The sequence below is a fragment of the Geobacillus sp. WSUCF1 genome, from assembly GCF_000422025.1.
GTDB lineage: Bacteria > Bacillota > Bacilli > Bacillales > Anoxybacillaceae > Geobacillus > Geobacillus zalihae.
Genome location: NZ_ATCO01000151.1, coordinates 1 through 22091, shown reverse-complemented (window position 1 = coordinate 22091; position 22091 = coordinate 1). Strand labels below are relative to the sequence as shown.

The 22091-nt window shown below is 54.0% G+C and carries 21 protein-coding genes; 18 read left to right on the top strand and 3 right to left on the bottom strand.

Annotation, left to right across the window (positions count from 1 at the left end):
* The first annotated feature begins 17 nt into the window (after positions 1-17).
* The 6 genes from I656_RS02855 to I656_RS02880 all read left to right on the top strand — a co-directional run bounded on the left by I656_RS02855 (position 18) and on the right by I656_RS02880 (position 3821).
* On the top strand, positions 18-500 hold the full coding sequence (locus tag I656_RS02855; RefSeq protein ID WP_015375138.1) for a DsrE/DsrF/DrsH-like family protein: 483 nt from the start codon (positions 18-20) through the stop codon (positions 498-500).
* Between the two features lie 12 nt (positions 501-512).
* Entirely contained in the window at positions 513-878 is a 366-nt protein-coding gene (locus I656_RS02860) for a rhodanese-like domain-containing protein (protein ID WP_020756287.1), read from the top strand.
* 12 nt (positions 879-890) lie between these two features.
* A complete protein-coding gene (locus I656_RS02865; protein ID WP_020278579.1) occupies positions 891-1187 on the top strand; it encodes a rhodanese-like domain-containing protein in 297 nt (98 codons plus the stop codon).
* A 23-nt stretch (positions 1188-1210) separates the two neighbouring features.
* Positions 1211-1780, top strand: coding sequence for a sulfurtransferase TusA family protein (locus I656_RS02870; RefSeq protein WP_020756285.1), 570 nt, complete (start codon positions 1211-1213; stop codon positions 1778-1780).
* A gap of 48 nt (positions 1781-1828) precedes the next feature.
* Complete coding sequence (locus I656_RS02875) at positions 1829-2965, top strand: MBL fold metallo-hydrolase (RefSeq protein ID WP_020756284.1); 1137 nt, start codon at positions 1829-1831, stop codon at positions 2963-2965.
* 73 nt (positions 2966-3038) lie between these two features.
* Positions 3039-3821: a sulfite exporter TauE/SafE family protein gene (locus I656_RS02880; RefSeq protein ID WP_020756283.1), complete on the top strand. Its 783-nt coding sequence runs from the start codon at positions 3039-3041 to the stop codon at positions 3819-3821.
* Between the two features lie 149 nt (positions 3822-3970).
* Here I656_RS02880 and I656_RS02885 read toward each other — a convergent pair whose 3' ends face one another.
* Entirely contained in the window at positions 3971-5089 is a 1119-nt protein-coding gene (locus I656_RS02885) for an acyl-CoA desaturase (RefSeq protein ID WP_020756282.1), read from the bottom strand.
* A 280-nt stretch (positions 5090-5369) separates the two neighbouring features.
* A complete protein-coding gene (locus I656_RS02890; protein WP_033006418.1) occupies positions 5370-5783 on the bottom strand; it encodes an EamA family transporter in 414 nt (137 codons plus the stop codon).
* A 129-nt stretch (positions 5784-5912) separates the two neighbouring features.
* Between I656_RS02890 and I656_RS02895 the strand changes: the two genes are divergently transcribed.
* From I656_RS02895 to I656_RS02945, 11 genes are all read left to right on the top strand, one after another.
* The gene (locus tag I656_RS02895) at positions 5913-7478 is read left to right on the top strand and encodes a plasmid pRiA4b ORF-3 family protein (RefSeq protein ID WP_014196111.1); all 1566 of its coding nucleotides are present in this window, start codon (positions 5913-5915) and stop codon (positions 7476-7478) included.
* Between the two features lie 294 nt (positions 7479-7772).
* Positions 7773-8624, top strand: coding sequence for a Cof-type HAD-IIB family hydrolase (locus I656_RS02900; protein WP_015375130.1), 852 nt, complete (start codon positions 7773-7775; stop codon positions 8622-8624).
* Between the two features lie 185 nt (positions 8625-8809).
* Positions 8810-10204 (top strand): hypothetical protein, encoded by a 1395-nt coding sequence (locus tag I656_RS02905; protein ID WP_050572318.1) that lies wholly within the window; start codon positions 8810-8812, stop codon positions 10202-10204.
* 318 nt (positions 10205-10522) lie between these two features.
* The gene (locus I656_RS02910; RefSeq protein WP_014196107.1) at positions 10523-11365 is read left to right on the top strand and encodes a citryl-CoA lyase; all 843 of its coding nucleotides are present in this window, start codon (positions 10523-10525) and stop codon (positions 11363-11365) included.
* Between the two features lie 9 nt (positions 11366-11374).
* Positions 11375-12802: an aldehyde dehydrogenase family protein gene (locus tag I656_RS02915; RefSeq protein WP_033006417.1), complete on the top strand. Its 1428-nt coding sequence runs from the start codon at positions 11375-11377 to the stop codon at positions 12800-12802.
* 17 nt (positions 12803-12819) lie between these two features.
* Positions 12820-13818 (top strand): zinc-binding dehydrogenase, encoded by a 999-nt coding sequence (locus I656_RS02920; protein ID WP_033006416.1) that lies wholly within the window; start codon positions 12820-12822, stop codon positions 13816-13818.
* A complete protein-coding gene (locus I656_RS02925) occupies positions 13815-15578 on the top strand; it encodes a thiamine pyrophosphate-binding protein (RefSeq protein ID WP_013145031.1) in 1764 nt (587 codons plus the stop codon). The genes I656_RS02920 and I656_RS02925 overlap by 4 nt, the downstream gene beginning before the upstream one ends.
* A gap of 35 nt (positions 15579-15613) precedes the next feature.
* The gene (locus I656_RS02930) at positions 15614-16450 is read left to right on the top strand and encodes a sugar phosphate isomerase/epimerase (RefSeq protein ID WP_020756275.1); all 837 of its coding nucleotides are present in this window, start codon (positions 15614-15616) and stop codon (positions 16448-16450) included.
* Positions 16451-16723: 273 nt separating this feature from the next.
* The gene (locus I656_RS02935; protein WP_020756273.1) at positions 16724-17740 is read left to right on the top strand and encodes a TRAP transporter substrate-binding protein; all 1017 of its coding nucleotides are present in this window, start codon (positions 16724-16726) and stop codon (positions 17738-17740) included.
* Between the two features lie 79 nt (positions 17741-17819).
* Entirely contained in the window at positions 17820-18410 is a 591-nt protein-coding gene (locus I656_RS02940) for a TRAP transporter small permease (RefSeq protein ID WP_033006415.1), read from the top strand.
* The gene (locus tag I656_RS02945; protein WP_020756271.1) at positions 18411-19694 is read left to right on the top strand and encodes a TRAP transporter large permease subunit; all 1284 of its coding nucleotides are present in this window, start codon (positions 18411-18413) and stop codon (positions 19692-19694) included. It abuts the gene before it with no gap.
* Between the two features lie 102 nt (positions 19695-19796).
* Here I656_RS02945 and I656_RS02950 read toward each other — a convergent pair whose 3' ends face one another.
* Positions 19797-21113 carry an MFS transporter gene (locus I656_RS02950; protein ID WP_020756270.1) on the bottom strand — a complete coding sequence of 439 codons (1317 nt, stop codon included), beginning with the start codon at positions 21111-21113 and terminating at the stop codon, positions 19797-19799.
* Between the two features lie 482 nt (positions 21114-21595).
* Here I656_RS02950 and I656_RS02955 point away from each other — a divergent pair.
* On the top strand, positions 21596-22091 hold a 496-nt coding region (locus I656_RS02955), incomplete at its 3' end, for an IclR family transcriptional regulator (RefSeq protein ID WP_020756267.1).

Here is a 22091-nt window from a genome sequence, read left to right as displayed (position 1 = left end):
AGAGAGGAGGCAGCCAGATGACACAGCCGAAGAAAAAGACGACGATCATTTTGTTCAGCGGCGACTATGACAAGGCGATGGCGGCTTACATCATCGCCAACGGCGCCGCTGCCTACGACCATGACGTGACGATCTTTCATACGTTCTGGGGGCTGAACGCCTTGCGGAAAGAGGCGTCGGTTCCAGTGCAAAAAGGGTTTCTTGAAAAGATGTTCGCGAAGATGATGCCGCGCGGCGCGGACCGCATGGGGCTGTCGCGCATGAATTTTGCCGGCATCGGCCCGAAGTTGATCAAAAAGGTGATCAAAAAACATAACGCCATGCCGCTTCCGCAGTTGATCGAGATGGCGAAAGAGCAAGGCGTGAAACTCGTCGCTTGCCAAATGACAGTCGATTTGCTTGGGCTGAAGCCGGAGGAATTGATCGACGGCGTTGAGTTTGCTGGCGTCGCCGCGTATTTGGCTGATGCGTCGGAAGGGAACGTGAACTTATTTATTTAACGAGGGAATCATATGTCGCAAACCATCATCAACATCATCCTGTTTGTTTTGCTTGTTTGGTTTTTTGCCAGCCGCTTCATCCCGCCGAAAGGGGTGCGAATGATCACAACAGCGGAATTGAAGCGCCGGTTGAAAGAACCCGGGGTACAGTATATTGATGTGCGCACCCCGATGGAGTTTCAGTCTTACCATCTGCCAGGGTTTCGGAATATCCCGCTGCACGAATTGACAGCACGCGTTCACGAACTATCCAAAGAAAAAGAAGTGATTGTCATTTGCCAAAGCGGGATGCGAAGCCAAAAAGCGAGCAAATTGTTAAAGAAAATGGGATTTCAGCACGTAACGAACGTCAAAGGCGGCTTAAACGCCTGGCAGTAGAGGAGGATGAGGATGAAAACGATCACGCCTAAAGAAGTGGAGGAACGTCTTCGTGCAGGAGAATCTCTTCATATTATCGACGTGCGCGAGCCGGAGGAAGTCGCTGCAGGCAAAATTCCAGGAGCGGTCAACATTCCGCTCGGTTTGATCGAGTTTCGCATGCATGAATTGGACAAAAATGAGGAATACATTCTCGTCTGCCGTTCCGGCGGCCGCAGCGGCCGTGCCGCGGAGTTTCTTGACAGCCGCGGTTACCGCGTAGTCAACATGACAGGCGGCATGCTGGCCTGGAAAGGGCCGATCGAATAAACCATCAAGGAGGGAATCTGCCAATGATTAAAGTCGATATGACGGTAGACGCGAAAGGATTGTCCTGCCCGATGCCGATCGTCCGCACGAAAAAAGCCATCAATGAGCTGCAGCCAGGCCAAGTGCTGGAAGTGCAGGCGACGGATAAGGGATCCAAAGCCGATATCAAAGCATGGGCGGAAAGCACAGGGCATCAATATGTAGGAACAATTGAAGAAAATGGGGTTTTGAAACATTATATCCGCAAGTCAGCGGAAAGTGAAACACGCAAAGAAACGGCATTCCCTCATGTCGTATCGAATGAACAATTGCAAGAAAAACTTCACGATCCTGATTCGTTTGTCTTGGATGTCCGCGAACCGGCGGAGTATGCGTTTGGCCATATTCCGGGCGCCGTTTCGATTCCGCTTGGGGAGCTTGAAAATCGGATGGCCGAACTTCCGAAAGACAAAACGATTTATGTCGTGTGCCGCACAGGGACGCGGAGCGATTTGGCTGCGCAAAAGCTGGCCGAAAAAGGATTTGACCGTGTGCGCAACGTCGTTCCCGGCATGTCGCAATGGAACGGGCCGCTTGATTCCGCTCAATCGTAATGAGCGGCCTTTTTTAACAATCAAATATACATTAGGGGGTATGGTAATATGGTGAAAGAAATGACCGTGCAACAAATGACGGAAAAGGTGTTCAACAAAGAATCGCTGTTCATCTTGGACGTCCGCAACGAAAGCGATTTTCGCGATTGGAAAATCGAAGGGAAAAACTTTGACTATTTGAACGTGCCGTATTTTGAATTGATTGATGGGGTTGACTCGATTGTCGACCGTCTTCCGAAAGACAAAGACATCGTCGTCGTGTGCGCGAAGGGAGGATCGGCGGCGTTTGTCGCCGAACAGCTGACGGAAGCCGGGTTTGACAACGTTTATACGCTCGCTGGCGGGATGCAGGCGTGGAGCGAGCATCTCCATCAAGCCAAAGTATATGAAGATGATCAGTTGAAAATTTACCAATTCATCCGCGTCGGCAAAGGATGCCTGTCGTATATGGTCATCTCCGGAAGCGAAGCGCTTGTCGTCGATCCGTTGCGGTTTATCGATGTGTACGAACAAGCCGCCCAACAAGAAGGGGTAACGATCACGCATATCGTGGACTCGCACTTGCATGCCGACCATCTTTCCGGCGGCAAGGCGCTGGCCGAACGAACGGGGGCAACGTACTACTTGATGAAAAGCGAGGGAGCGGTGTTTGATTTCGAGCCGCTCGAGCAACATGAAACGATCGACTTCGAAAACGTTCATTTGGAAGTGTTGGCAGTGAAAACACCGGGGCATACGCCAGGCAGCGTCTCGTTCTTTGTCAACGGCAAATGGCTGTTCTCGGGTGACACGATTTTTGTCGGCGGTCTCGGGCGGCCGGACCTTGGCGGCAAAGTGGCGGAATGGGCGGCGGATTTGTATGACACCGTGTACGAAAAAGTCGCGGCCATGGCGGATGATGTGATCGTCTTGCCGGCTCACTACGCGAACTTGGATGAAGAAATCAACGCGGAGGGGTATGTCGGCGATACGTTGGGCCGCATCCGCGCCCGCAATGAGATGATGCAAAACAAACCGAAAGACGAATTCATCGACCTCGTCATCCAAAGCGCCAAGACGGAAACCCCGCCGAACTTTGAAGACATTGTCGCCATCAACCGCGGGCTCAAAACCGTGGATATCGAAACAGAGCGGGAGCTTGAGATCGGCCCGAACCGCTGCGCGCTGCATCATGCCCATGCCTAAAGAAGCGGCACAGATTGACAGGGGGGCGGGGGCGTGCCCCGTCCCTTTTGAAACGAAAAGGGAGGAATGATCGATGGATGTTTCGCTCGCGTTTCTCATTGTCATCTTTTTCATCGGTTTTGTCGGTTCGTTTATTTCTGGGATGGTGGGGATCGGCGGATCGATTATTAAATATCCGATGCTTCTGTATCTTCCGCCGTTGTTTGGGCTGGCGGCGTTCAGCGCCCATGAAGTGTCGGGAATCACCGCGGTGCAAGTGTTTTTCGCCACGATCGGCGGCGTGTGGGCGTATCGAAAAAGCGGCTATTTGAACAAATCGCTCATTCTCTATATGGGCGTGAGCATTCTTGTTGGCAGTTTTGTCGGCGGCTATGGCTCGAAGCTGATGAGCGAGGGAACGATTAACGTCGTTTACGGCATCTTGGCGGCATTGGCGGCCATCATGATGTTTGTGCCGAAAAAAGGGATCGATGACATTCCGCTTGACCAAGTGACGTTCAACAAAGGGGTGGCGGCCGCCTTGGCGTTCCTCATCGGCGTCGGGTCCGGTATCGTCGGGGCGGCGGGGGCGTTTTTGCTTGTGCCAGTCATGCTCGTGGTCCTGAAAATCCCGACGCGAATGACGATCGCCACGTCTTTGGCCATTACGTTCATTTCCTCCATTGGCTCTACGTTCGGGAAAATCGCCACCGGCCAAGTCGATTACATTCCGGCGCTCATCATGGTCGTCGCGAGCTTGCTTGCCTCTCCGCTAGGGGCGAAAGCGGGGCAAAAACTAAACACGAAAGTGCTGCAAGTCATCCTTGCCGTGTTGATTTTGGCGACGGCGGTGAAAATTTGGGTGGATATTTTATGATAAGGAAAAAGGTGTCCCACAGACGGGGCACCTTTTGGTTGTGCACATATAAACGGAAACGCAGGTTTGCCGAAAGAAAAGCGCTCTTTTCCCCTCTTCGCCGCTATTTGATCCACATAGGAGGCGGACGGCCGCAAAGCCCATCCTTTCTACAAATTCCCTTGCCCCGCCGCTTTTTTTGTTTTTGCCCGTTTTTTGGCTGCGCGCGGCTGTTTTTCCGTTTCCAGCTCGCGATGCACAATCCGGTCGGGGTTGAGACCATTGCCGAGCGTGCCGTACACATGGCCTTGCTTCGGCTCGATGAGCTCGTTGTGCTCGTAGTAGACGCGCGGCGTTTTCCAAAGGGCGGCCAACGCTTTTCCCATCGGCATTTCGTGGTAGCGGTCGGGCCACATTTGTTTGATGTGTTTTTTCACGAGCGGGTAGTACTTCGAGCTCATCGCAGGAAAGAGATGATGTTCAGTATGGTGCGAAAAGTGGAAGTGGAGGATATCCACCCACTTTGGCACGGTGACCGACAAACTGTTCGCCAACGGATCGTTGACCGGCACTAACGGATTGAGACGATGGTTGGTTGCGATATAGCTCATGACGATCGTGTTGGCGACGAGCAGCGGAAGCAAAAAGGCGAACAGCCATTTTTCCCAGCCGACAAGCCATAACAGCCCGAGCCATGTCGCCCAAGGCAAGAAAAATTGAAATAGGACAACCGCGCGGTTTTTCCAGCGAAAGTCGTGGAAAAAGTAAAACAGCATCCGCACCGAATGAAGGGTAAACATCACCGACAAGGAACTAAACGAGAAAAACGCGCGAATCGGAAACGGGATGCGGTATACCCAAGAGAGCAGGCGGCTTTTCGCTAATTTCTCCATGCTTGGCCACGCGTCCGGGTCTTTTTCTTCATGCTGGGTATGCACATGGTGGCTGGCGTTATGCCATTTTCTCCACAACTTCGGACCGGTGCAAAGCGGCCAAAAGGCGATTGCGCCGAGAAGATCGCGCAGCCAAGGTGTACGGACGACGGTGCCGTGCAAAATTTCATGTCCTAAAAATCCTAACGCGGCAAAACTGAAACCAAGCACAACAGAGATGAGGAGGTTCCATACCGGGTGAAGATGAAAAAGTGATACAGCGAGGATGCCGGCGATGACGAGCCCTACATAAGCCAGACCTCCAAACAAGCGGGACTTCACAGGTTGAAACGCTTTTTTCGGCAAATGCGGGGCTATTTTCGCCGCGTACCAGCCGAACGGGTGAAAATCATTCATTCAGTGATCTCCTTTCAAACTACTCTCCGTTTGACAAGCAGCGGCGAGGCCATTCACACACTCTTGGTCGCAACGAAGACCTTATTTCATAAGGTGATCCCAAAAGCTGTCCTCTATGCCGAAATGATGTGGAGGGGCGAGAAAAGCTCTTGGTCACTATAAGAATTATTGTAACATCTTTTGGATCGTCCTGTCTATAGGCTTGATGGAAAAATACCAAATTTGGGCATGATGGCAATGCTTCCAGAAGAACAGGCTAGACGCTTGAGCAGGCGGCTGGCTAAAACATCATGATCAATGTCCCGATGGTAATGAGCAGCACCCCGATCACCACTTTCGCGGACAGCGGTTCGCCGAGAAACATCGCCGCAAACAAAATCGTCAGCACCAAGCTTGATTTGTCAATGGCTGATACGCGCGAGACATCGCCGATTTGGATCGCTTTGTAGAAACAAAGCCATGACAATCCGGTCGCCGCTCCGGATAAGCATAAAAACCACCAGCTTTTCGTCGAAATGGTTTTTAGGCCGTGATGAGCCCCTGTCATCCAGACGATCATCCATGCGAGCACGAGCACGACAACGGTGCGAATAGCGGTCGCGAGATGGGAATTGACGTTTTCAATGCCGATTTTCGCCAGCACCGATGTCAGCGCCGCAAACACCGCCGCCAGCAAAGCATACACGATCCACATGCACACCCCTTCGCTTTCATTGAGAATTTTTTCATCTATTATACTACGAAAAGAGGGAAGATTTCATCATGTTTCCGTTGATCTGTTATAATAGAGGACAAGACAAGCCAATGAGAAAGGAAGAAGAGAATGATTTATCAACTCAAAGTGCAATTGAAGCATACGCGCCCTCCCATTTGGCGTCGGTTGCTTGTGCCGGGGGAGATGACGTTCGCCGAGCTGCATCGCGTGTTGCAAGCCGCATTCGGCTGGATGGACCAACATTTGCATACGTTTTACATGACAAAGGTCGGCGGAACGGCGCGGCTGGGCATTGAAATCGGCAACGAAGCGGCTGGATGGGACGGCGCCGATTACGATGAGCGGGAGGAAAGGATTGGGCAATGGTTTGTCGAAGAAGGCGACCGCGCCCAATACGTGTATGATTTTGGAGATATGTGGGAGCATGACATCGTTTTGGAAAAGATCGTCGATCCAGTTCCCGACGCGTTGTATCCGTGCTGTATCAAGGCCGTGCGAGTGGGTTTGAAAGAGGACAGCTGGGGAGAAGTGCAAGCCATAGAGGAAGAGATGAGCACAGCGGAGCTGACGGCGAACGTGAATGTGGCGCTCGCCCCGTTTCAACGAAAAGTGGTGAAGGAAGAAGGTGAGGCGAAAAAAACGAAACGAGCCGCAAGCAAAGGCAGAGTCGAAGAAGTGGAACAGGATGTATGGAAAACGCTGTTCGATCAAGCGCTCGCCTACAGGGACTTGGCCCCGTGGACATGGATGGACGATGATCAAATTTTTGCCGTGGTGACTCCTGATGGGGAATCGTTGTATTGTACGGTGATCGGGGCGCTTGGCCAGGAGTACGGCCTTGTCATTTACATCGGTGAGGAAGGGTATGCATGCTTGCAAGATATTTTATCTGGAACGTTGCATCCAAAAGACGCTGTGTTTAAAGAGCGCGCATTGCTCGTGTCGTTCGCGCCCCGAAACGACTTGGAAAGAGACGATAAAGCGATGTTGCGGAAGTATCACATTCCTGTGAGTGGAAAACAGCTGTTGCCGATGTTCCGCAGTTTTGCCCCTGGATATTATCCATGGTTTCTTTCGGAACAGGAAGCGGCATGGGCGGCTATGGCATTGGAACAAGCGGTCGTTGTCGCCGAGCGGCTGCGCGATGGCGAGCTGTCCCTAGCTTTGTCCGCTCGCGGCAACCGATTGTTTGCCCGGATTGCCGAACGGAGAGAAGACGGGCTTCATTGGCGCGACGGCTGGGTGTCGCGCCCGAAGGCGAAGAAAAAGGAAACACCGGTGCTTGAAATCGGAACGGACGAGTTGGAAAAGGTCAAGGCGCTCGATCGCGCCCCGCTGTTTGCGGAGTTTTCGATCGCTTATGTGAACAAGCCGATTCAGGAGCGACGCTGGGAGCGCCCGTATTTTCCGCTGCTGGCGCTGGCTGCCGATGCAGCGAGCGGAGTCATTTTGCATCACCAAGTGTTTCGCGGCCAGCTGGAGGCGAAGACGCTGCAACAAAGTTTTCTTGAATTTGCTCGCGCGCTCGGGCGTGTACCGAGCCATGTGCGCGTCACGAAGGAACACGGTCCGCTGCTGGCCCCGCTTTTGCGCGAGTTGGGTGTGAATATGAGCACAGGCCCAACCCCTCGTTCCGATGAAGTGAGGGAATTGTTTGAACAGTTTGCGATCTAAAGGTCTAGTGATTTAGTAGAAAACACTGTTAGTTCCGGTTGTTTCTTAATTAGAAAACCTTGCGAAATCAGTCTTCTTTTTTGGTGAAATGCCGCTGATTTGCGCGTGGCAACTGTTTTTCACCGGAATTCTAAGAAGAAGCCGATCGTGATGCCGAACAGGAGATGATGGGGGCAGGCGCTGACGTGCGGAGAGAAGAGGGCGGACATTTCCAACTTTCCACTAGCCCCTGCTTCTGTCGGAACACCGTTTTTCCAGCCGCTTTTGGCATGACGAAAGAAAGAGGGATCAGAGATGTTGATTGCACTCGATATGGACGGAACGCTATTAAACGGGGAAGGAAAAATCAGTGAACGAAACCGGGCGGCCATCACTGCAGCGCAGGCGCAGGGCCACATCGTCGCCGTCGTGACAGGGAGGGCGCGCAAAGACGCGCTCGCCCCGCTTCGCGAGGCGGGCATTATCTGCCCGATCGCCAGCTTAAACGGCGCGGTCGTTTCGCTCGAAGACGGCACGGTCATCAGCGAGGCGCCGCTCGAGCGGACAATCGTCCGTCCGACGCTTGAGTGGGTGCGCGAACAGTCCGATTTGTATTGCGAGACGTACACGGGCGATGCGGTCTATGTCGGCCTGCACAACCGCGCCCAATGGGAGGCGCTCGCTTCCGGGATGGCCGATGCGGCGCCAGAGGTGAAGTGGCTCGTGAACAAGCAGTTCCAGCAGGCGCGGGTGATGTATGTTGATGACATCCGCACGGTGTGGGACGACCCGCAGACGGTGATGTATAAGCTGCTGATTTTCGCCCTCGACCGCGAGCGGCTGCGTGATGCAGCGTCGCGATTCGCCGCGCTCCGTGGTGTCACGGTCACCTCGTCGCACCCGCACAATATTGAGATGAACAACGAACGGGCGACAAAAGGCGAGGCGCTCAAACAGCTCGCCGCCCATTACGGCATCGATGTGCGCGACACGGTCGCCTTTGGCGACAGCCATAACGATTTGTCGATGTTTAAGGTCGCAGGCTATCGCGTGGCGATGGACAATGCCGAACCGGAGCTGAAAGCCATCTGCGACATGGTGACGTCCTCCCACGAAGAAGATGGGGTGGCGGCGGGGCTTGAGCGGCTGCTTGCGAAACGGGTGTAGCGGCACCCGTTTTTTTCGATTGGACGTTCACCACATCGCTTTGGATGTAGAGAGGCTCAGGTTTCCGGTGCTTGCCCCGTCTGCTGAAACGTGAATGTGTGCTGTCGGAGAGGGGAATCGTTTTCGCCGCTTATGGACAACAGTCGCATCATCATCTCAACGTATGGCAACGAAAGGGGAGAACAATGACGCACGATCGCATTCAAGACTGGATTGGAATGTGGCGGGTGCCGGTGTATACAGCGGCGGTGGCGCTGTATATGGTGGCCCAGTTTGTCGAGACGGCCCCCGTTCACTATGCTATGGGAGCTGCAGCGCTGTCAGCGTTTATTGTGTCCGCGTTTTTCGCCCGCGGGGTGTACCAGGTGTCGGGAGCTCTGTTTTTTGCATTTGGTGTTGGATTGTTTTTGTTCTATGGCGATGCATGGCCGACGTTTGTCCTGCATTTTGAACGGGTGTTGGGGCTGTTGGCGCTGTTTTTTGTGCTTCCGTTCATGAATACGCTTATTCGCGTCGGGCGGTATGATCAGAGTTTGAGCGAATGGCTGAAGCGGAACGTCGGGGGCGTTTCGTCGCTGTACCGCCGCAGTTTCAGCGTTTGTCATTTGCTTGGGTTGTTTTTGAACATTGCCACAATTCCGCTTCTTGTCAAATCGTTGCGCACCGCGCTGCGAAATGTAGGAGGACGGAAGGCCGAGTCGTTTTATGTTCGGAATTTGCTGCGGGCGTATGCGCTTTGTTTGACGTGGAGCCCGATGGAAGTGATGATCAGCACGACGATTGATTTCACCGGTGTGCACTATTATGAAGTGGCGCTGTTTTTGCTGCTTCTGGCTTTTACGATGGCGATGATCGACTGGGGAACGGCCGCTGTTTCGTACCGATCCATCCCATTGGACAACGGCGAGGAAGCGGGGCGGGAATCAGCGGTTTCGATCGGGAAAAAGGCCGCCCAGCTGCTAGTGGTGCTCGTCGTGTTTACGGTGCTCGTGTCGCTCGTTCAGCGTTGGCTTGGCAAAGGATTTTTGTTTTCGATCGTCTTATTGCTTGTCCCGTTTTGTTTCGGATGGGCGCTGCTTGTGCGCCGGGTGAAGCGGTATGCGGTGATGGCGCTCTGCCATTGGAAAGAGCGGACAGAGGGATTGGGAAACTACTTTTTCATGTTTTTAGGAGCCGGGTTGTTTGTCGAGATGCTGGCCCGGTCTCCGCTGCTCGCTGGGCTTGGAGGCTGGTTTCGCGTCGGGGCGGAACATTCCGTCTGGCTGTATGCGATGATTGCCGCTTATTTTTTCACGACGTCGCTTGTCGGATTTCACCCGCTGGTGAGCTTGACGCTGCTCATGCCGCTGCTTGAGCCGGTGCGGCTGCTTGTTCCGGCGGTGCCGTTGTCGATTGTGCTCATTTGTTGCAGTTTGGCGACGGTCATGTACAGCCCGTACAATATTTCTGTTTCTTTGCTGGCGGAGGAGCTGGGGGACAATCCGTATCGGATCGGCAGGAGGAATGTTCCGTTTGCGCTCGGTTATATGGCCGTAGGAATCGGCATTGCGCTGTTGGCGGAGCGGCTGTTTTTCGGCTGATATCTATGGCGTTGTGGGGTCGTTTCCTTCTTTTTTTTCAAAGAAAGAAGATTTTTAGGTTGACAGCGTTTTCGGCGGAACGATATAATGAGATCGAATCGATTGAATTGTTTGTCATTTCTTTTTTAGATCGATCTAATAAATAGGCGTGCCTAGTTGGTGCGCTCGGGATCGTCTGCTTAAAAATGGAAACAAAGAAGATTTGTTCTGGAGGTTTTTAGATCAATCTAATCTTCATTCTTTTGTTTTAGATCGATCTACTAAAATTCCATTCTTTTAGATCGATCTACAAAGAGCGGCAAAGGGGGATCGACTCGGATGAAGCAGCGAAGTGCGCTCGATATGTACGCCGATGGAGGGGCGTGGTGGGAGACGTCGATCAGCGACGTCCGCAAAAATGAAATTCTCATTCGCGGATATCCGATTGAGGAATTAATCGGCAATGTGTCGTACACGCAAATGTTGTACCTCTTATTATGCGGGGAGATATTGAGCGAGAAAAAGGCGAAGTTATGGGAAAGCGTCCTTGTCGCCGGGGCGGATCACGGCCCGCGCGCCCCGTCGATTGCGGCGGCCCGCATGGCGGCGACATGCGGCATTTCGTTCAACTCGTGTGTGGCGACGGGCATCAACGTGCTTGGTGATGTGCACGGGGGAGCGGTGGAGAAGGCGATGGCGCTGTTTTACGAGACAAATGAGCAAATCGAAATCCGCGGCGGGGAAGGTGCGATGGCCGATGTGATCGGCGAGCGGTTTGAACAGTTTCGCCGTGAAGGGCGGAAGCTGCCGGGATTTGGCCATCAGCTTCATGATGACGACCCGCGCGTCAGACGGCTGTATGCGCTGGCGGGCGAGCTTGTGGAAGAAGGGGAGATCAGTGGACGGTATTTAGCGATCGCGGAAGCGTATCGTTCCCATTTGGAGAAGACGAAAGGGAAGCGGATGACGATGAACATCGACGGGGTGGCGGCGGCGATCCAGTGCGAGCTCGGCGTGCCGGCGGCGGCGGCGAAAGGTGTGTTCGCTCTGTCGCGCGGGATGGGCATTGTCGCCCATGCGTTTGAAGAGTGGCAAAACGGCGTGCTGATCAAAGGACCGTGCCCGAACCGCGATGATTTAGTCCGCTATACCGGACCAGCCAAACGTCATTTGGAAAAGTAGGTGATCAAGATGAGAAAAGCACAGCTGTATATTAACGGGACATGGATCGAAGAACCGCGTGCGGCGGAGCCGGTGAAAAACCCGTATACCGGGGAAGTGATCGGCGAACAGCAGCTGGCGACGCCGGAAGATGTGGACAGGGCGCTCGCCTGTGCGTTTGAAGCAAAAAAAGAGATCGCGAGAATTCCGTCCTATGAGCGAGCGCGCATCTTAAAAAGGGCGTCGATGCTGCTGGAGGAGCGGAAAGAAACGTTTGCCCGCTGGATTTCGGAAGAGCTTGGAAAGCCGCTGAAAAACACGTTGGATGAAGTGTCCCGCTCCATTGAAACGCTTGAGCAGTCAGCTGAAGAAGCGAAGCGTCTGTTTGGGGAAACGATCCCGGGCGACGCCTCGGCGCGCGGGACGAAAGCGGTGGCAGTGACGTTTCGCGTGCCGGTCGGCGTCGTGGCGGCGATTACGCCGTTCAACGCCCCGCTCAATTTGATTTGCCATAAAGTCGGACCCGCGTTTGCGGCGGGCAACACCGTTGTGTTAAAACCGGCGCCGCAGACGCCGCTGATTGCGACAGAACTGTTGAAGTTGCTGCTAGAGGCCGGGCTTCCACCGCGTGCCATCAACATGGTGCTTGGCGGTGCCGAGGTTGGGCAGCAAATCGTGAAAGACGATCGCGTCAACGTCATTTCGTTTACCGGCGGCGTGGTGGCGAGCCGCAACATTTGCGCGTTGGCCGGCATGAAAAAAGTGCTGCTGGAGCTCGGCGGCAATGCGGCGACGATCGTCCATGAAGACGCCGATTTGAAACGGGCGGCCGCGCTTTGCGCGAAAACCGGCTACAGCAATTCCGGGCAAAGCTGCATTTCCGTCCAGCGCATTTACGTACATGAGTCGGTCGTTGAACCGTTCACCGACTTGCTCAAACGGGAAGTCGAGGCGTTGAAAGTCGGCGACCCGCTCTTGCCCGATACGGATGTCGGCTGCATGGTCGATGAGCGGGCGGCGGATCGGGTGATGAACTGGATTGATGAAGCCATCGCTTCCGGCGCGACGCTGGTGTGCGGCGGAAAACGGCGTGGGGCGACGGTGGAGCCGACGGTGCTCTTCAACCCGCCGAAGCGAAGCAAAGTCGTTTGTGAAGAAGTATTCGGCCCGGTCGTCAGCGTCATCCCGTACCGGACGATTGACGAAGCGATTGCAGAGACGAACGATTCTGCCTTTGGCCTGCAAGCTGGGCTGTTTACGAACCGGATGGACATCGTCCATCAAGTGGCGGAGGCGCTTGATGTCGGCGGGGTCGTTGTGAACGGCACCTCGAATTTCCGGTTGGATCATTGGCCGTACGGCGGTGTGAAAAACAGCGGCATCGGCCGCGAAGGCCCGCGTTATGCGATTGAAGAAATGACGGAAATGAAGATGATTGTATGGCAGTTTCCACAGTGATGATGGGTGGTGGCAACATGTTAGCGCTTTATGTGGCGAAGCCGAATGAATTAGAACTGCGGCGCCTCGAGGCCGTCCGTTCCCCACAAGGGGATGAGGTGAAGATCAAGCTCATTTACGGGGGGATTTGCGGATCGGATCTTGGGGTGCTGAAAGGAAAACTTCCGCACGCGAACTATCCCGTTCGCGCCGGGCATGAATTAGTCGGCGTCATTGTCGAAAAAGGCGAACAAGCCGCCTATGACATTGGAACGCGAGTCGTTGTGCTGCCGAACACGTATTGCGGCGCGTGCGATTTGTGCCAAAAAGGGTTGACGAACATCTGCCGACATAAACAATCACTCGGCATCAACACGGACGGCGGATTTTCGCATGAATTCATCATCTCGTCCAAGTATGTGCTTCCTGTTCCTGATGATCTCTCGGATGAAAAGGCGGTGCTTGTCGAACCGTTTGCTGTCGTCGTGCATGCTTTGAGCAAAGTGCGGATCGAGCCCGCCATGCGGGTAGCGGTGATCGGATGTGGCAATGAAGGGATGATGGCGGCCGTCCTCGCCCGCCATTTCGGAGCGGATGTGACGGCGGTCGATGTGAATCCGTTGAAGCTTGAGACGGTGAAAGCGATGGCCGACATCCGCACGCTTGCGCCTGATGCGCTGTCGGGTGAAACGTTTGATGTTGTCATCGAGGCGGCCGGTGCGCGCGAAGCGGTCGAACAGGCGGCGGAGCTTGTCGCTCCAGGGGGGCATCTTGTGTTGATCGGTCTGGCGAATGAAGCGACGTTTCCGGTGGTGCGTCTTGTCCGCAACGAAGTGACCGTGCATGGTTCCATCATCTACCGCTTCCCGGATGACTATTTGCAAGCGATTCATTATTTGCGGACGATGCCGCATCCGATCGAACGGGTCATTTCCCGCATTTTTCCGGTCCGCGACTATGAGCAGGCGTATGAACTGGCGTCATCCGGCAATGCGGGCAAAGTCGTGTTACGTTTCAAGGAGGAGGAAGAGCGATGAAAAAACCAGTAGCCGAACAGTTAGTCCGGTATTTGGAAGACCGCGGCGTTACGCATATTTTTGGGCTTTGCGGCCATACGAACATCGCAGTGTTGGCGGCTTTGGAGCATAGTTCAATCAAGTTCGTCAACGTCCGCCACGAACAAATCGCCGCGCATATGGCTGACGGCTATGCGCGGGCGAAAAAGGAAACGGCTGTCGTTCTCTGCCACGTTGGCCCGGGGCTGACGAATGCGGCGACAGGCGTCGCCAATGCGGCGCTCGACTCCATTCCGATGGTCGTCATCGCCGGTGATGTGCCGAGTCATTATTACGGAAAGCATCCGCACCAGGAGATCAACTTGCACGCTGATGCGTCGCAATATGAAATTTACCGCCCGTTTGTGAAGCGGGCATGGCGGGTCGACCGGCCGGATTTGTTCCCGGAAATTTTGGAAAAAGCGTTCCAGCTGGCGGAGAGCGGCCGCCCAGGGCCGGTGCTTGTTTCCGTGCCGATGGACATTTTCTCCAAAGAAGTGGATGTGGCGCTGTTTGAAAAGCAAAAGCGGCATACGAAAACGCTGCATAAGCCGTCGATTGACGATGAAACCGCGAAACACATCATTGAGAAGCTGATGCAGGCGGAACGCCCGCTTGTGTACGTCGGCGGCGGCATTATGCTGGCGGATGCGGCGGAAGAATTGAAAACGTTTGTCGAACATTTCGATCTCCCCGTTGCGCACACGCTGATGGGCAAAGGGGCGCTGCCGGATGACCATCCGCTGACACTGGGCATGAGCGGATTCTGGGGGACGAAATTCGTCAATGACATGTGCCGCAACGCCGATGTCATTTTGGCATTGGGAACGAGATTTTCCGAAGCTGATTGCAGTTCATGGGAGCCGGAGTACACGTTCAACATTCCGGAAACGAAGCTCATTCATATTGACATCGACCCGAACGAAATCGGGCGCAACTATCCAACGGAACTCGGCATCGTCGCCGATGTCAAGCAAGCGCTTACCGTGTTGAACCGCGTGGCGAAACAAACCGTGCCGCAAGGGCGGACGGACGAGGCGCTGAAAGAACGCATCGCTAACTATAAGGAGGAATTCCGGCGGCAAAACGCGCCGCACATTCAAGACGACAGCTATCCGATGCGTCCGGAACGCATTTTGCATGAGGTGAGGGAAGTGCTGCCGAAAGATGCGATCATCACGACCGATGTCGGCTGGAACAAAAACGGGGTCGGCCAACAGTTCCCAGCGTATGGTGCAGGAACGATTTTGACGCCAGGCGGTTATGCGACGATGGGCTTTGGCGCTCCGGCCGCGCTCGGGGCGAAAATCGCCTGCCCGGACCGCGTCGTCGTGTCGCTCGTTGGAGATGGCGGATTTGGCCAAAACCCGGCGGTGTTGGCGACAGCCGCCGAGGAAAATATCGCCGTTGTTTGGGTCATTATGAACAACTACGCCTTTGGCACGATCGCCGGGCTCGAGAAGGCGCATTTTGGCACGACGCACGGGACGGTTTTCCAAAAGGACGGTAAGCCGTATTCGCCGGATTATGCAGCCATTGCCCGGGCATACGGCGTTGAAGGAGTGAAAATCCGCTCGGCGGAAGAGTTTAAACCGGCGCTCGAGCGAGCCATCCAAGCGAACAAACCGTTTGTCATCGATGTGGAAATGATCAACGTCCCGACGCCGACGTCCGGCCACTGGAATATTATGGACATCTATTCCCCAGGTAAACGTGTTCACCATGTGGCCGTAGAGCGGTAAGGAGAAACCTTCAAGATCGGGGGGAGGGGGAAGATATGGCTAGAACGTTTTCCTTGGCCCATTTGACCGTGCTCGGCTGTCCGCCGCCGGAGATGGCGCACATTGCCGCCCGGGCAGGGTATGATTACGTCAGTTTCCGGATCATCTACATGGGGCTTCCGGGAGAACCGAACTATGCGTTGGCGGAAAATCCACAGCTGTTGCGTGAGACGAAAGCGGCGTTGCGGGACACCGGCGTCAAGCTGCTGGATATCGAACTGGCCCGCATTGACGCTGATACGGATCCAAAACGGTATGAACCCGCTTTGGAAGTGGCGGCTGAACTGGGCGGCCGCCACGTCTTAAGCAGCATTTGGACGGCCGACCGAAGCGCTTACATTGAACAGTTTGCCGAGCTGTGCGAACTGGCGAAGCCATATGGATTGACGGTCGATTTGGAGTATGTGCCGATTGCGGCGGTGACGAATTTGGCAGGAGTCGTCGATGTGTTAAAGACGGTAAAGAAAGACAATGCTGGCGTTATGATTGATTTGCACCATTTTCATCGCGCCGGCGATTCGCCAGAAGCGTTGGAAGCCGTGCCGCGGGAGTGGTTCCATTTTCTCCATCTTTGCGACGCGCCGGGCGAGATTCCGGCGTCAAAAGAAGAGATGACGAGAATTCTCCGCGAAGGGCGGCTGTACATCGGCGAAGGTGGGATCGACATTGCCGGCATTGTCCGTCGCATTCCAGAAGTTCCTTGCTCGATCGAGTTACCAAACATCAAACGTGTCAAGGAGCTCGGCTACGAAGAACATGCACGCCGCTGCCTGCAGTCGGCAAAAGACTATTTTGCCCGTCATATTGCAACGCAAAGCGATCTATCGGCGTGACTAGTCAACAGAGAAATATGGCAGCGCTTCCGATACGGGAGGCTGCCTTATGGACATTCTTAATTATCAGAAAATTTTATATATTAATTCTATTGTTAGAAATAAATGGTTTGTTCATTTGGTTGTTTCCCGCATGACCGGACGCTGTCGAGAGAGAACAGAATGGCGTGCGGCCAAACGGGAATGCGGGTTCAACATACAACGATGCCAGCCGGTCGATCCGTTCGGCTGCATCAACCATTGCACTATGGAGGAAAGAAGGGGGAAAACGGAATGAAAAAGATGTTGGTGTTGTTGTTGGCCTGCCTGTTCGTAATTGCGGGGTGCTCATCGAAATCTGAACCGCAAGGGGGCGGAGCGGCGAAGAAGGTCGAACCGAAAGTGATGAAAATGGCCGTTGCGACATCGAAGGATCGTTCGCTGACGAAAGGATTGTACAAATTCGCGGACATCGTGGAAAAAGAAACAAACGGCTCGATCAAAGTGGAAGTGTATCCGGATGGACAGCTCGGGGGAGACGTAGCCGTGTTTGAAGCGCTGAAGATGGGTACGATTCAAGGATCGACGATGTCGACCGGTCCGATCGCTTCATTCGCTCCGCGCATCGGGGTGCTAGACTTGCCGTTTTTATTCAAAGATCGAGAAACCGCTTACAAAGTGCTGGATGGGAAAATCGGCCAAGATTTGCTCAACGATTTGCCGTCTGTCGGCGTGATCGGCTTGAACTATTGGGAAAACGGCTTCCGCCATTTGACGAACAATAAGCGGGAAGTCAAGAGCGTCGACGACATTAAAGGGTTGAAAATTCGGACGTTGGAAAATGACCTTCATATTGATTTGTGGAAAGAGTTGGGCGCCACACCGGTGCCGATGGCATTTACGGAGCTGTTTACCGCTTTGGAGCAGCACGTGGTCGACGGCCAAGAAAACCCGGTCGGGAATGTGGCGATCAATAAGTTTTACGAAGTGCAAAAATATTTGACGAAAACCGGCCACGTCTACAACGCAAGTCCGTTGCTCATCAGCAAAAAGTTTTGGGACACGTTGACGGACAAGGAAAAAGACATCATCAAAAAAGCCGCGGAAGAAGCGAGAGACTATCAGCGCAAGCTCAACCAAGAAGAAGATGAGAAAATGTTCGACTATTTGAAACAGCAAGGCATGGTCATTACCGAACTCTCTCCGGAGGAGAGGCAAAAATTTGTCGAAAAAGTGCAGCCCATCTATCAAAAATACGCGCCGAAATTCGGCCAAGATCTCGTGAACGAATTGGTTAACGCAGGAAAATAACCGAATGGCAAAGCCGGCTCTTAAGGGGAGTCCACCCCTTAAGAGTTCTTCCATTCTTGCAGACTTGGAGGGGACAGCGATGAAAAGGATCGGAGCCGTACTGGAGAAGGCGCTGAACGCCTTAATGGCGTTCTGCCTCGCGTTTATGTCCATTCTTGTATTCGGCAACGTCGTGCTCCGCTACGCATTTAACTCCGGCATCACGTGGTCGGAAGAAATGTCGCGCTTTCTGTTCATTTGGATGTCGTTTTTAGGCGCGGTCGGTGCTTTGAAAGACCATGACCATCTAGGCGTCGATACATTGGTGCGGAAGCTGCCGACCGGCGCCAAGCGCGTCGTGTTTGTCATCAGCAATGCGATCGTGCTGTACGTTCTCTATTTGCTGTTGGATGGAAGCTGGAAGATGACGATGAGCGGATTGGAAAGCAAAGCCCCGGCCACCGGTCTGCCGATGGCGTTCATTTACGGGACCGGGCTTGTCGTGAGCATCGGCATGGGCCTCATTATTTTGTACCATTTGTATCAGGCGCTGTTTCGCCCCGGGGCGATTGAGGAGCTGACGAAAATGAAAGAATCGGAAGAAGAAATCATGGCGGCCGCTCCCGTCGAGCACGAAGCGGCAGAATGGGCGCACGGGCGAACGCAAGGCGCCGCTGGAGGTGAGCGGTAAATGGCGTTAGTCGTCTTTATCGGGTCGCTGTTAGGGGTCATGGCGCTCGGGATGCCGATCGCGTTTGCGCTCTTGGTCAGCGGCGTCGCCTTGATGTTTTATTTGGACATTTTTGATACGCAAATCATCGCGCAAAACTTGATCAGCGGCGCAGACAGCTTTCCGCTGATGGCGATTCCGTTCTTTATGCTCGCCGGGGAGCTCATGAACGCCGGGGGCATTTCGAAGCGGATCATCCGCTTTGCGATGGCGCTTGTCGGCCATATCCGCGGCGGGCTCGGGTATGTGGCGATCATCGCGAGCGTGTTGTTCGCCGGGTTGTCGGGGTCGGCGGTGGCCGATACAGCGGCGCTTGGAGCCATTCTCATCCCGATGATGGTCAAAGCCGGGTACAACCGCAACCGGTCAGCCGGCCTTATCGCTGCCGGCGGCATCATCGCCCCGATCATCCCGCCGAGCATTCCGATGATCATTTTCGGGGTCACAAGCGGCGTGTCGATCACAAAGCTGTTTATGGCCGGCATTGTTCCCGGGATTTTGCTTGGCATTTCACTGGCCATCTGTTGGTGGTGGGTGACGCGCAAGGATCAAGTCGAGGTGCTCCCGCGCCAATCGGCAAAAGAAATTTGGCGGGCGACCCGCGAGGCGTTTTGGGCGCTGCTGCTGCCGGTGATCATCGTCGGCGGGCTGCGCGGAGGAGTGTTTACGCCGACCGAGGCAGCGGTGGTGGCCGCGTTTTACGCGTTGATTGTCGGCTTGTGCATTTACCGTGAGCTGAAGGTGAAAGACTTGTTTCACGTGCTCGTGGCCGCGGCGAAAACGACAAGCGTCGTCATGTTTTTGGTGGCCGCCGCCATGGTGTCGGCCTGGCTCATTACGGTCGCCAACATTCCGGCGATCGTGACAGATGTGCTCGCGCCGTTTATCGATCATCCGTTGGCGCTGCTTTTGGCCATTAACGCCTTGGTGCTGTTGGTCGGGACGGCAATGGATTTGACGCCGACGGTGCTCATTTTAACGCCGGTGCTGATGCCGATTATTGAAAAAGCAGGCATTGATCCGGTGTACTTCGGGGTATTGTTTATTTTAAACAACTGCATCGGGCTGCTCACGCCGCCGGTCGGCACAGTGCTGAACGTCGCCTGCGGGGTGGCGAAAATCAACATGGAAGACATTATGAAAGGAGTTTGGCCGTTTTTGCTGGTCGAGACGCTTCTGTTGCTGTTGTTGATTTTCTTCCCGTCTCTTGTGACCGTGCCGCTTGGGTGGTTTGCGGGTCATTAAACGGATGGTGTTGCGTTGAGGAGGAGTGAAGGCTTGATTCACCGCACATCCGCAGCATAGAAAGGCGCCTTCGCCGCGTTGGACGAAGGCGCTTCTCTTTCGCTATCGCACTTTTATATGTCCGATGCTTGCGTTTTGCGTTGTGTCCGGCCGAGCCATCGGTTCGATCGGCTCTAAATCGGTCAGCAGGAACAAATAGCTGAAAATGCCGGCGAGCAAAATGAGCGCCGCGACGAGAAACGCGTACATGAACGAGCCGGTCGCTTGAACGATGAATCCCGTCACGATCGGGGCGACAATCGCCATCGAGTTGTTGCCGAACGTCAACAGGCCGGTCAACGTCCCGACCGTGCCTGGCGGTGCAATAAATGTCGGAATGCTGTAGGCAATCGAGGACGTGATGACTAGGCCGCCGAGCGCAATCGAAATGCAAAGGATCGCGATGTTTGGGTTTGTCGTGAAAGCGGCGCCGATGACGGACAGCCCAAGCAGCATGCCGATGACCAAAAACGTTTTTCGTACGCGCGTTGAATGGCCTCCTTTGTTGATAAGCCGATCGACGAGCCATCCGCCGATCGCGATCTCCGAAATCGTGCCGACGATCCACGGAATCGAGGCGTACCAGCCTGATTTCAGCACCGACATGTGCATTTCCGTCGCCAAATAGCCGGGAAGCCACGTAAGAAACAAAAACCACGAGTAGCCATACGCAGCAAACCCGATCAATGTCGCCCATACTTTTTTCTTCGTCAGCAAATATCGAATTGTCTCCCAAACGTTTCCTGAAGTTTCGTCTGATTTTTGCGCTCCGCCTTGGACGATGTAGTTGTACTCTTCTTTCGACAACCGTTTGTCTTCATGTGGGTCGCGGTATGTCGCCCAGAACAGGATGGCGTAAATGAAGCTGAGCACTGCCGTCGTATAGAACCCAGCCCGCCATCCCCACTCGGTGATGATCCAGGCGATGATCGGGGTGCCGATGGCGTTTGACAGCTTCGACTGGGCGTCGTAAAGAGCAATCGCGGTCGCCCGCTCATGGCGCGGGAACCATTGCCCGACTGCTTTGGCGGCTGACGGGAAATACGGCGCCTCCCCGATGCCCAACAAGACGCGTGATAACATGACAAGGCCTTGGCCGCTGGCGATAGCGGTCAAGAAACACGCGATTGTCCAAATGATCGTCCCGATGCGCGTCACCCATTTGACGCCGATTTTATCGAGAATCACGCCGGCCGGGATTTGCAAAATGGCATAAGACCAAGCAAACGCAGACAGCAAAATGCCGAGCTGTCCGGGCGTGAGGCCGAACTCTTTCGCCAGCGGCTGAATGCCGACGGACATGTTGATGCGGTCGAAATAGTTGATAATGACGCCTAACGCGATCAAAAACGCAATCGCCCAACGTCGTTTGTGCTTCATCTTTGTTCACCATCCTTGTGTTGATGCGGGAAAACGCATACAGTGTTAGAGAGAAAAAATAGCGAGTTCCCTTTCAATGGACATCGCGTTTCGATGTTTCATCATCCCATGAAATGATCGATTCCCCAATGTTCGCTGATCATCCCCTTTCTTTGTTCCATTATGTGTAACTCATTTTCTATAAATGGAATTCTTGAATGGATTATAACAAAGTTCGCTCTCGTTTGTCCATAACTTGTTGAAAAATTTGAACTGTTTATGCAATCCGTTCAACCAATGGACGGACAGGAAGACGGGCCATAGCAGCATGTGTGAATATAAAAGAGGCTTCGCCGTCCTTTCCCTTGTTGAAACCGAAAAGGAAGGAAACGCGAAAAAAAGCTTGAACGGCGGTGACCGAAGATGCTAAAATGGGAGTAAGGTTCCACTGAAAGAAATTAAATTCCGTTGAATGGAACGTAAGGAAGGGGGGAGACAAACAGTTGAAGGAAGAAAAAAAGCATGAGGCCGGATTGCGTACGGTGCAGCGGGCCATTGACATCTTGTATTGTTTTACCCTTGAGGAACAAGAGCTATCACTCACGGAAATTGCGAAAAAGATTTCGCTTCCTAAATCGACGACAACGCGCTTGCTCGCTACGCTGGAGCAAAACCGCTTGGTCGTCAAAGATCCGGAGACGTTAAAGTACCGTCTTGGACAAGGATTGTACTATTTAGGATATATTGCCGGCAAATCGATGGAAGTGCGGGAAATCGCGCGGCCTGTGATGGAGCGGCTGCGCGATGAGACGCGGGAGACGGTGAATTTGTATGTGCTCGAACAAGATGCCCGCGTTTGCGTCGAACAGTGCGAGGGGCTTCAGGCGCTGCGTCATATGGTGAGAATCGGCGAACGGCTGCCGCTTTGGGCGGGAGCGGGAGGAAAAGTATTGTTGGCTTATCAATCGCCTGCTTTTCAAGAGCGGATTTTCGCGCAAG

Coding starts and splice junctions, on each gene's coding strand:
- I656_RS02915 (WP_033006417.1), top strand. CDS start 11,375: ATGAGAAAAGCACAGCTGTATATTAACGGGACATGGATCGAAGAACCG.
- I656_RS02870 (WP_020756285.1), top strand. CDS start 1,211: ATGATTAAAGTCGATATGACGGTAGACGCGAAAGGATTGTCCTGCCCG.
- I656_RS02920 (WP_033006416.1), top strand. CDS start 12,820: ATGTTAGCGCTTTATGTGGCGAAGCCGAATGAATTAGAACTGCGGCGC.
- I656_RS02895 (WP_014196111.1), top strand. CDS start 5,913: ATGATTTATCAACTCAAAGTGCAATTGAAGCATACGCGCCCTCCCATT.
- I656_RS02875 (WP_020756284.1), top strand. CDS start 1,829: ATGGTGAAAGAAATGACCGTGCAACAAATGACGGAAAAGGTGTTCAAC.
- I656_RS02940 (WP_033006415.1), top strand. CDS start 17,820: ATGAAAAGGATCGGAGCCGTACTGGAGAAGGCGCTGAACGCCTTAATG.
- I656_RS02925 (WP_013145031.1), top strand. CDS start 13,815: ATGAAAAAACCAGTAGCCGAACAGTTAGTCCGGTATTTGGAAGACCGC.
- I656_RS02880 (WP_020756283.1), top strand. CDS start 3,039: ATGGATGTTTCGCTCGCGTTTCTCATTGTCATCTTTTTCATCGGTTTT.
- I656_RS02855 (WP_015375138.1), top strand. CDS start 18: ATGACACAGCCGAAGAAAAAGACGACGATCATTTTGTTCAGCGGCGAC.
- I656_RS02910 (WP_014196107.1), top strand. CDS start 10,523: ATGAAGCAGCGAAGTGCGCTCGATATGTACGCCGATGGAGGGGCGTGG.
- I656_RS02945 (WP_020756271.1), top strand. CDS start 18,411: ATGGCGTTAGTCGTCTTTATCGGGTCGCTGTTAGGGGTCATGGCGCTC.
- I656_RS02900 (WP_015375130.1), top strand. CDS start 7,773: ATGTTGATTGCACTCGATATGGACGGAACGCTATTAAACGGGGAAGGA.
- I656_RS02865 (WP_020278579.1), top strand. CDS start 891: ATGAAAACGATCACGCCTAAAGAAGTGGAGGAACGTCTTCGTGCAGGA.
- I656_RS02950 (WP_020756270.1), bottom strand. CDS start 21,113: ATGAAGCACAAACGACGTTGGGCGATTGCGTTTTTGATCGCGTTAGGC.
- I656_RS02885 (WP_020756282.1), bottom strand. CDS start 5,089: ATGAATGATTTTCACCCGTTCGGCTGGTACGCGGCGAAAATAGCCCCG.
- I656_RS02860 (WP_020756287.1), top strand. CDS start 513: ATGTCGCAAACCATCATCAACATCATCCTGTTTGTTTTGCTTGTTTGG.
- I656_RS02890 (WP_033006418.1), bottom strand. CDS start 5,783: ATGTGGATCGTGTATGCTTTGCTGGCGGCGGTGTTTGCGGCGCTGACA.
- I656_RS02905 (WP_050572318.1), top strand. CDS start 8,810: ATGACGCACGATCGCATTCAAGACTGGATTGGAATGTGGCGGGTGCCG.
- I656_RS02930 (WP_020756275.1), top strand. CDS start 15,614: ATGGCTAGAACGTTTTCCTTGGCCCATTTGACCGTGCTCGGCTGTCCG.
- I656_RS02935 (WP_020756273.1), top strand. CDS start 16,724: ATGAAAAAGATGTTGGTGTTGTTGTTGGCCTGCCTGTTCGTAATTGCG.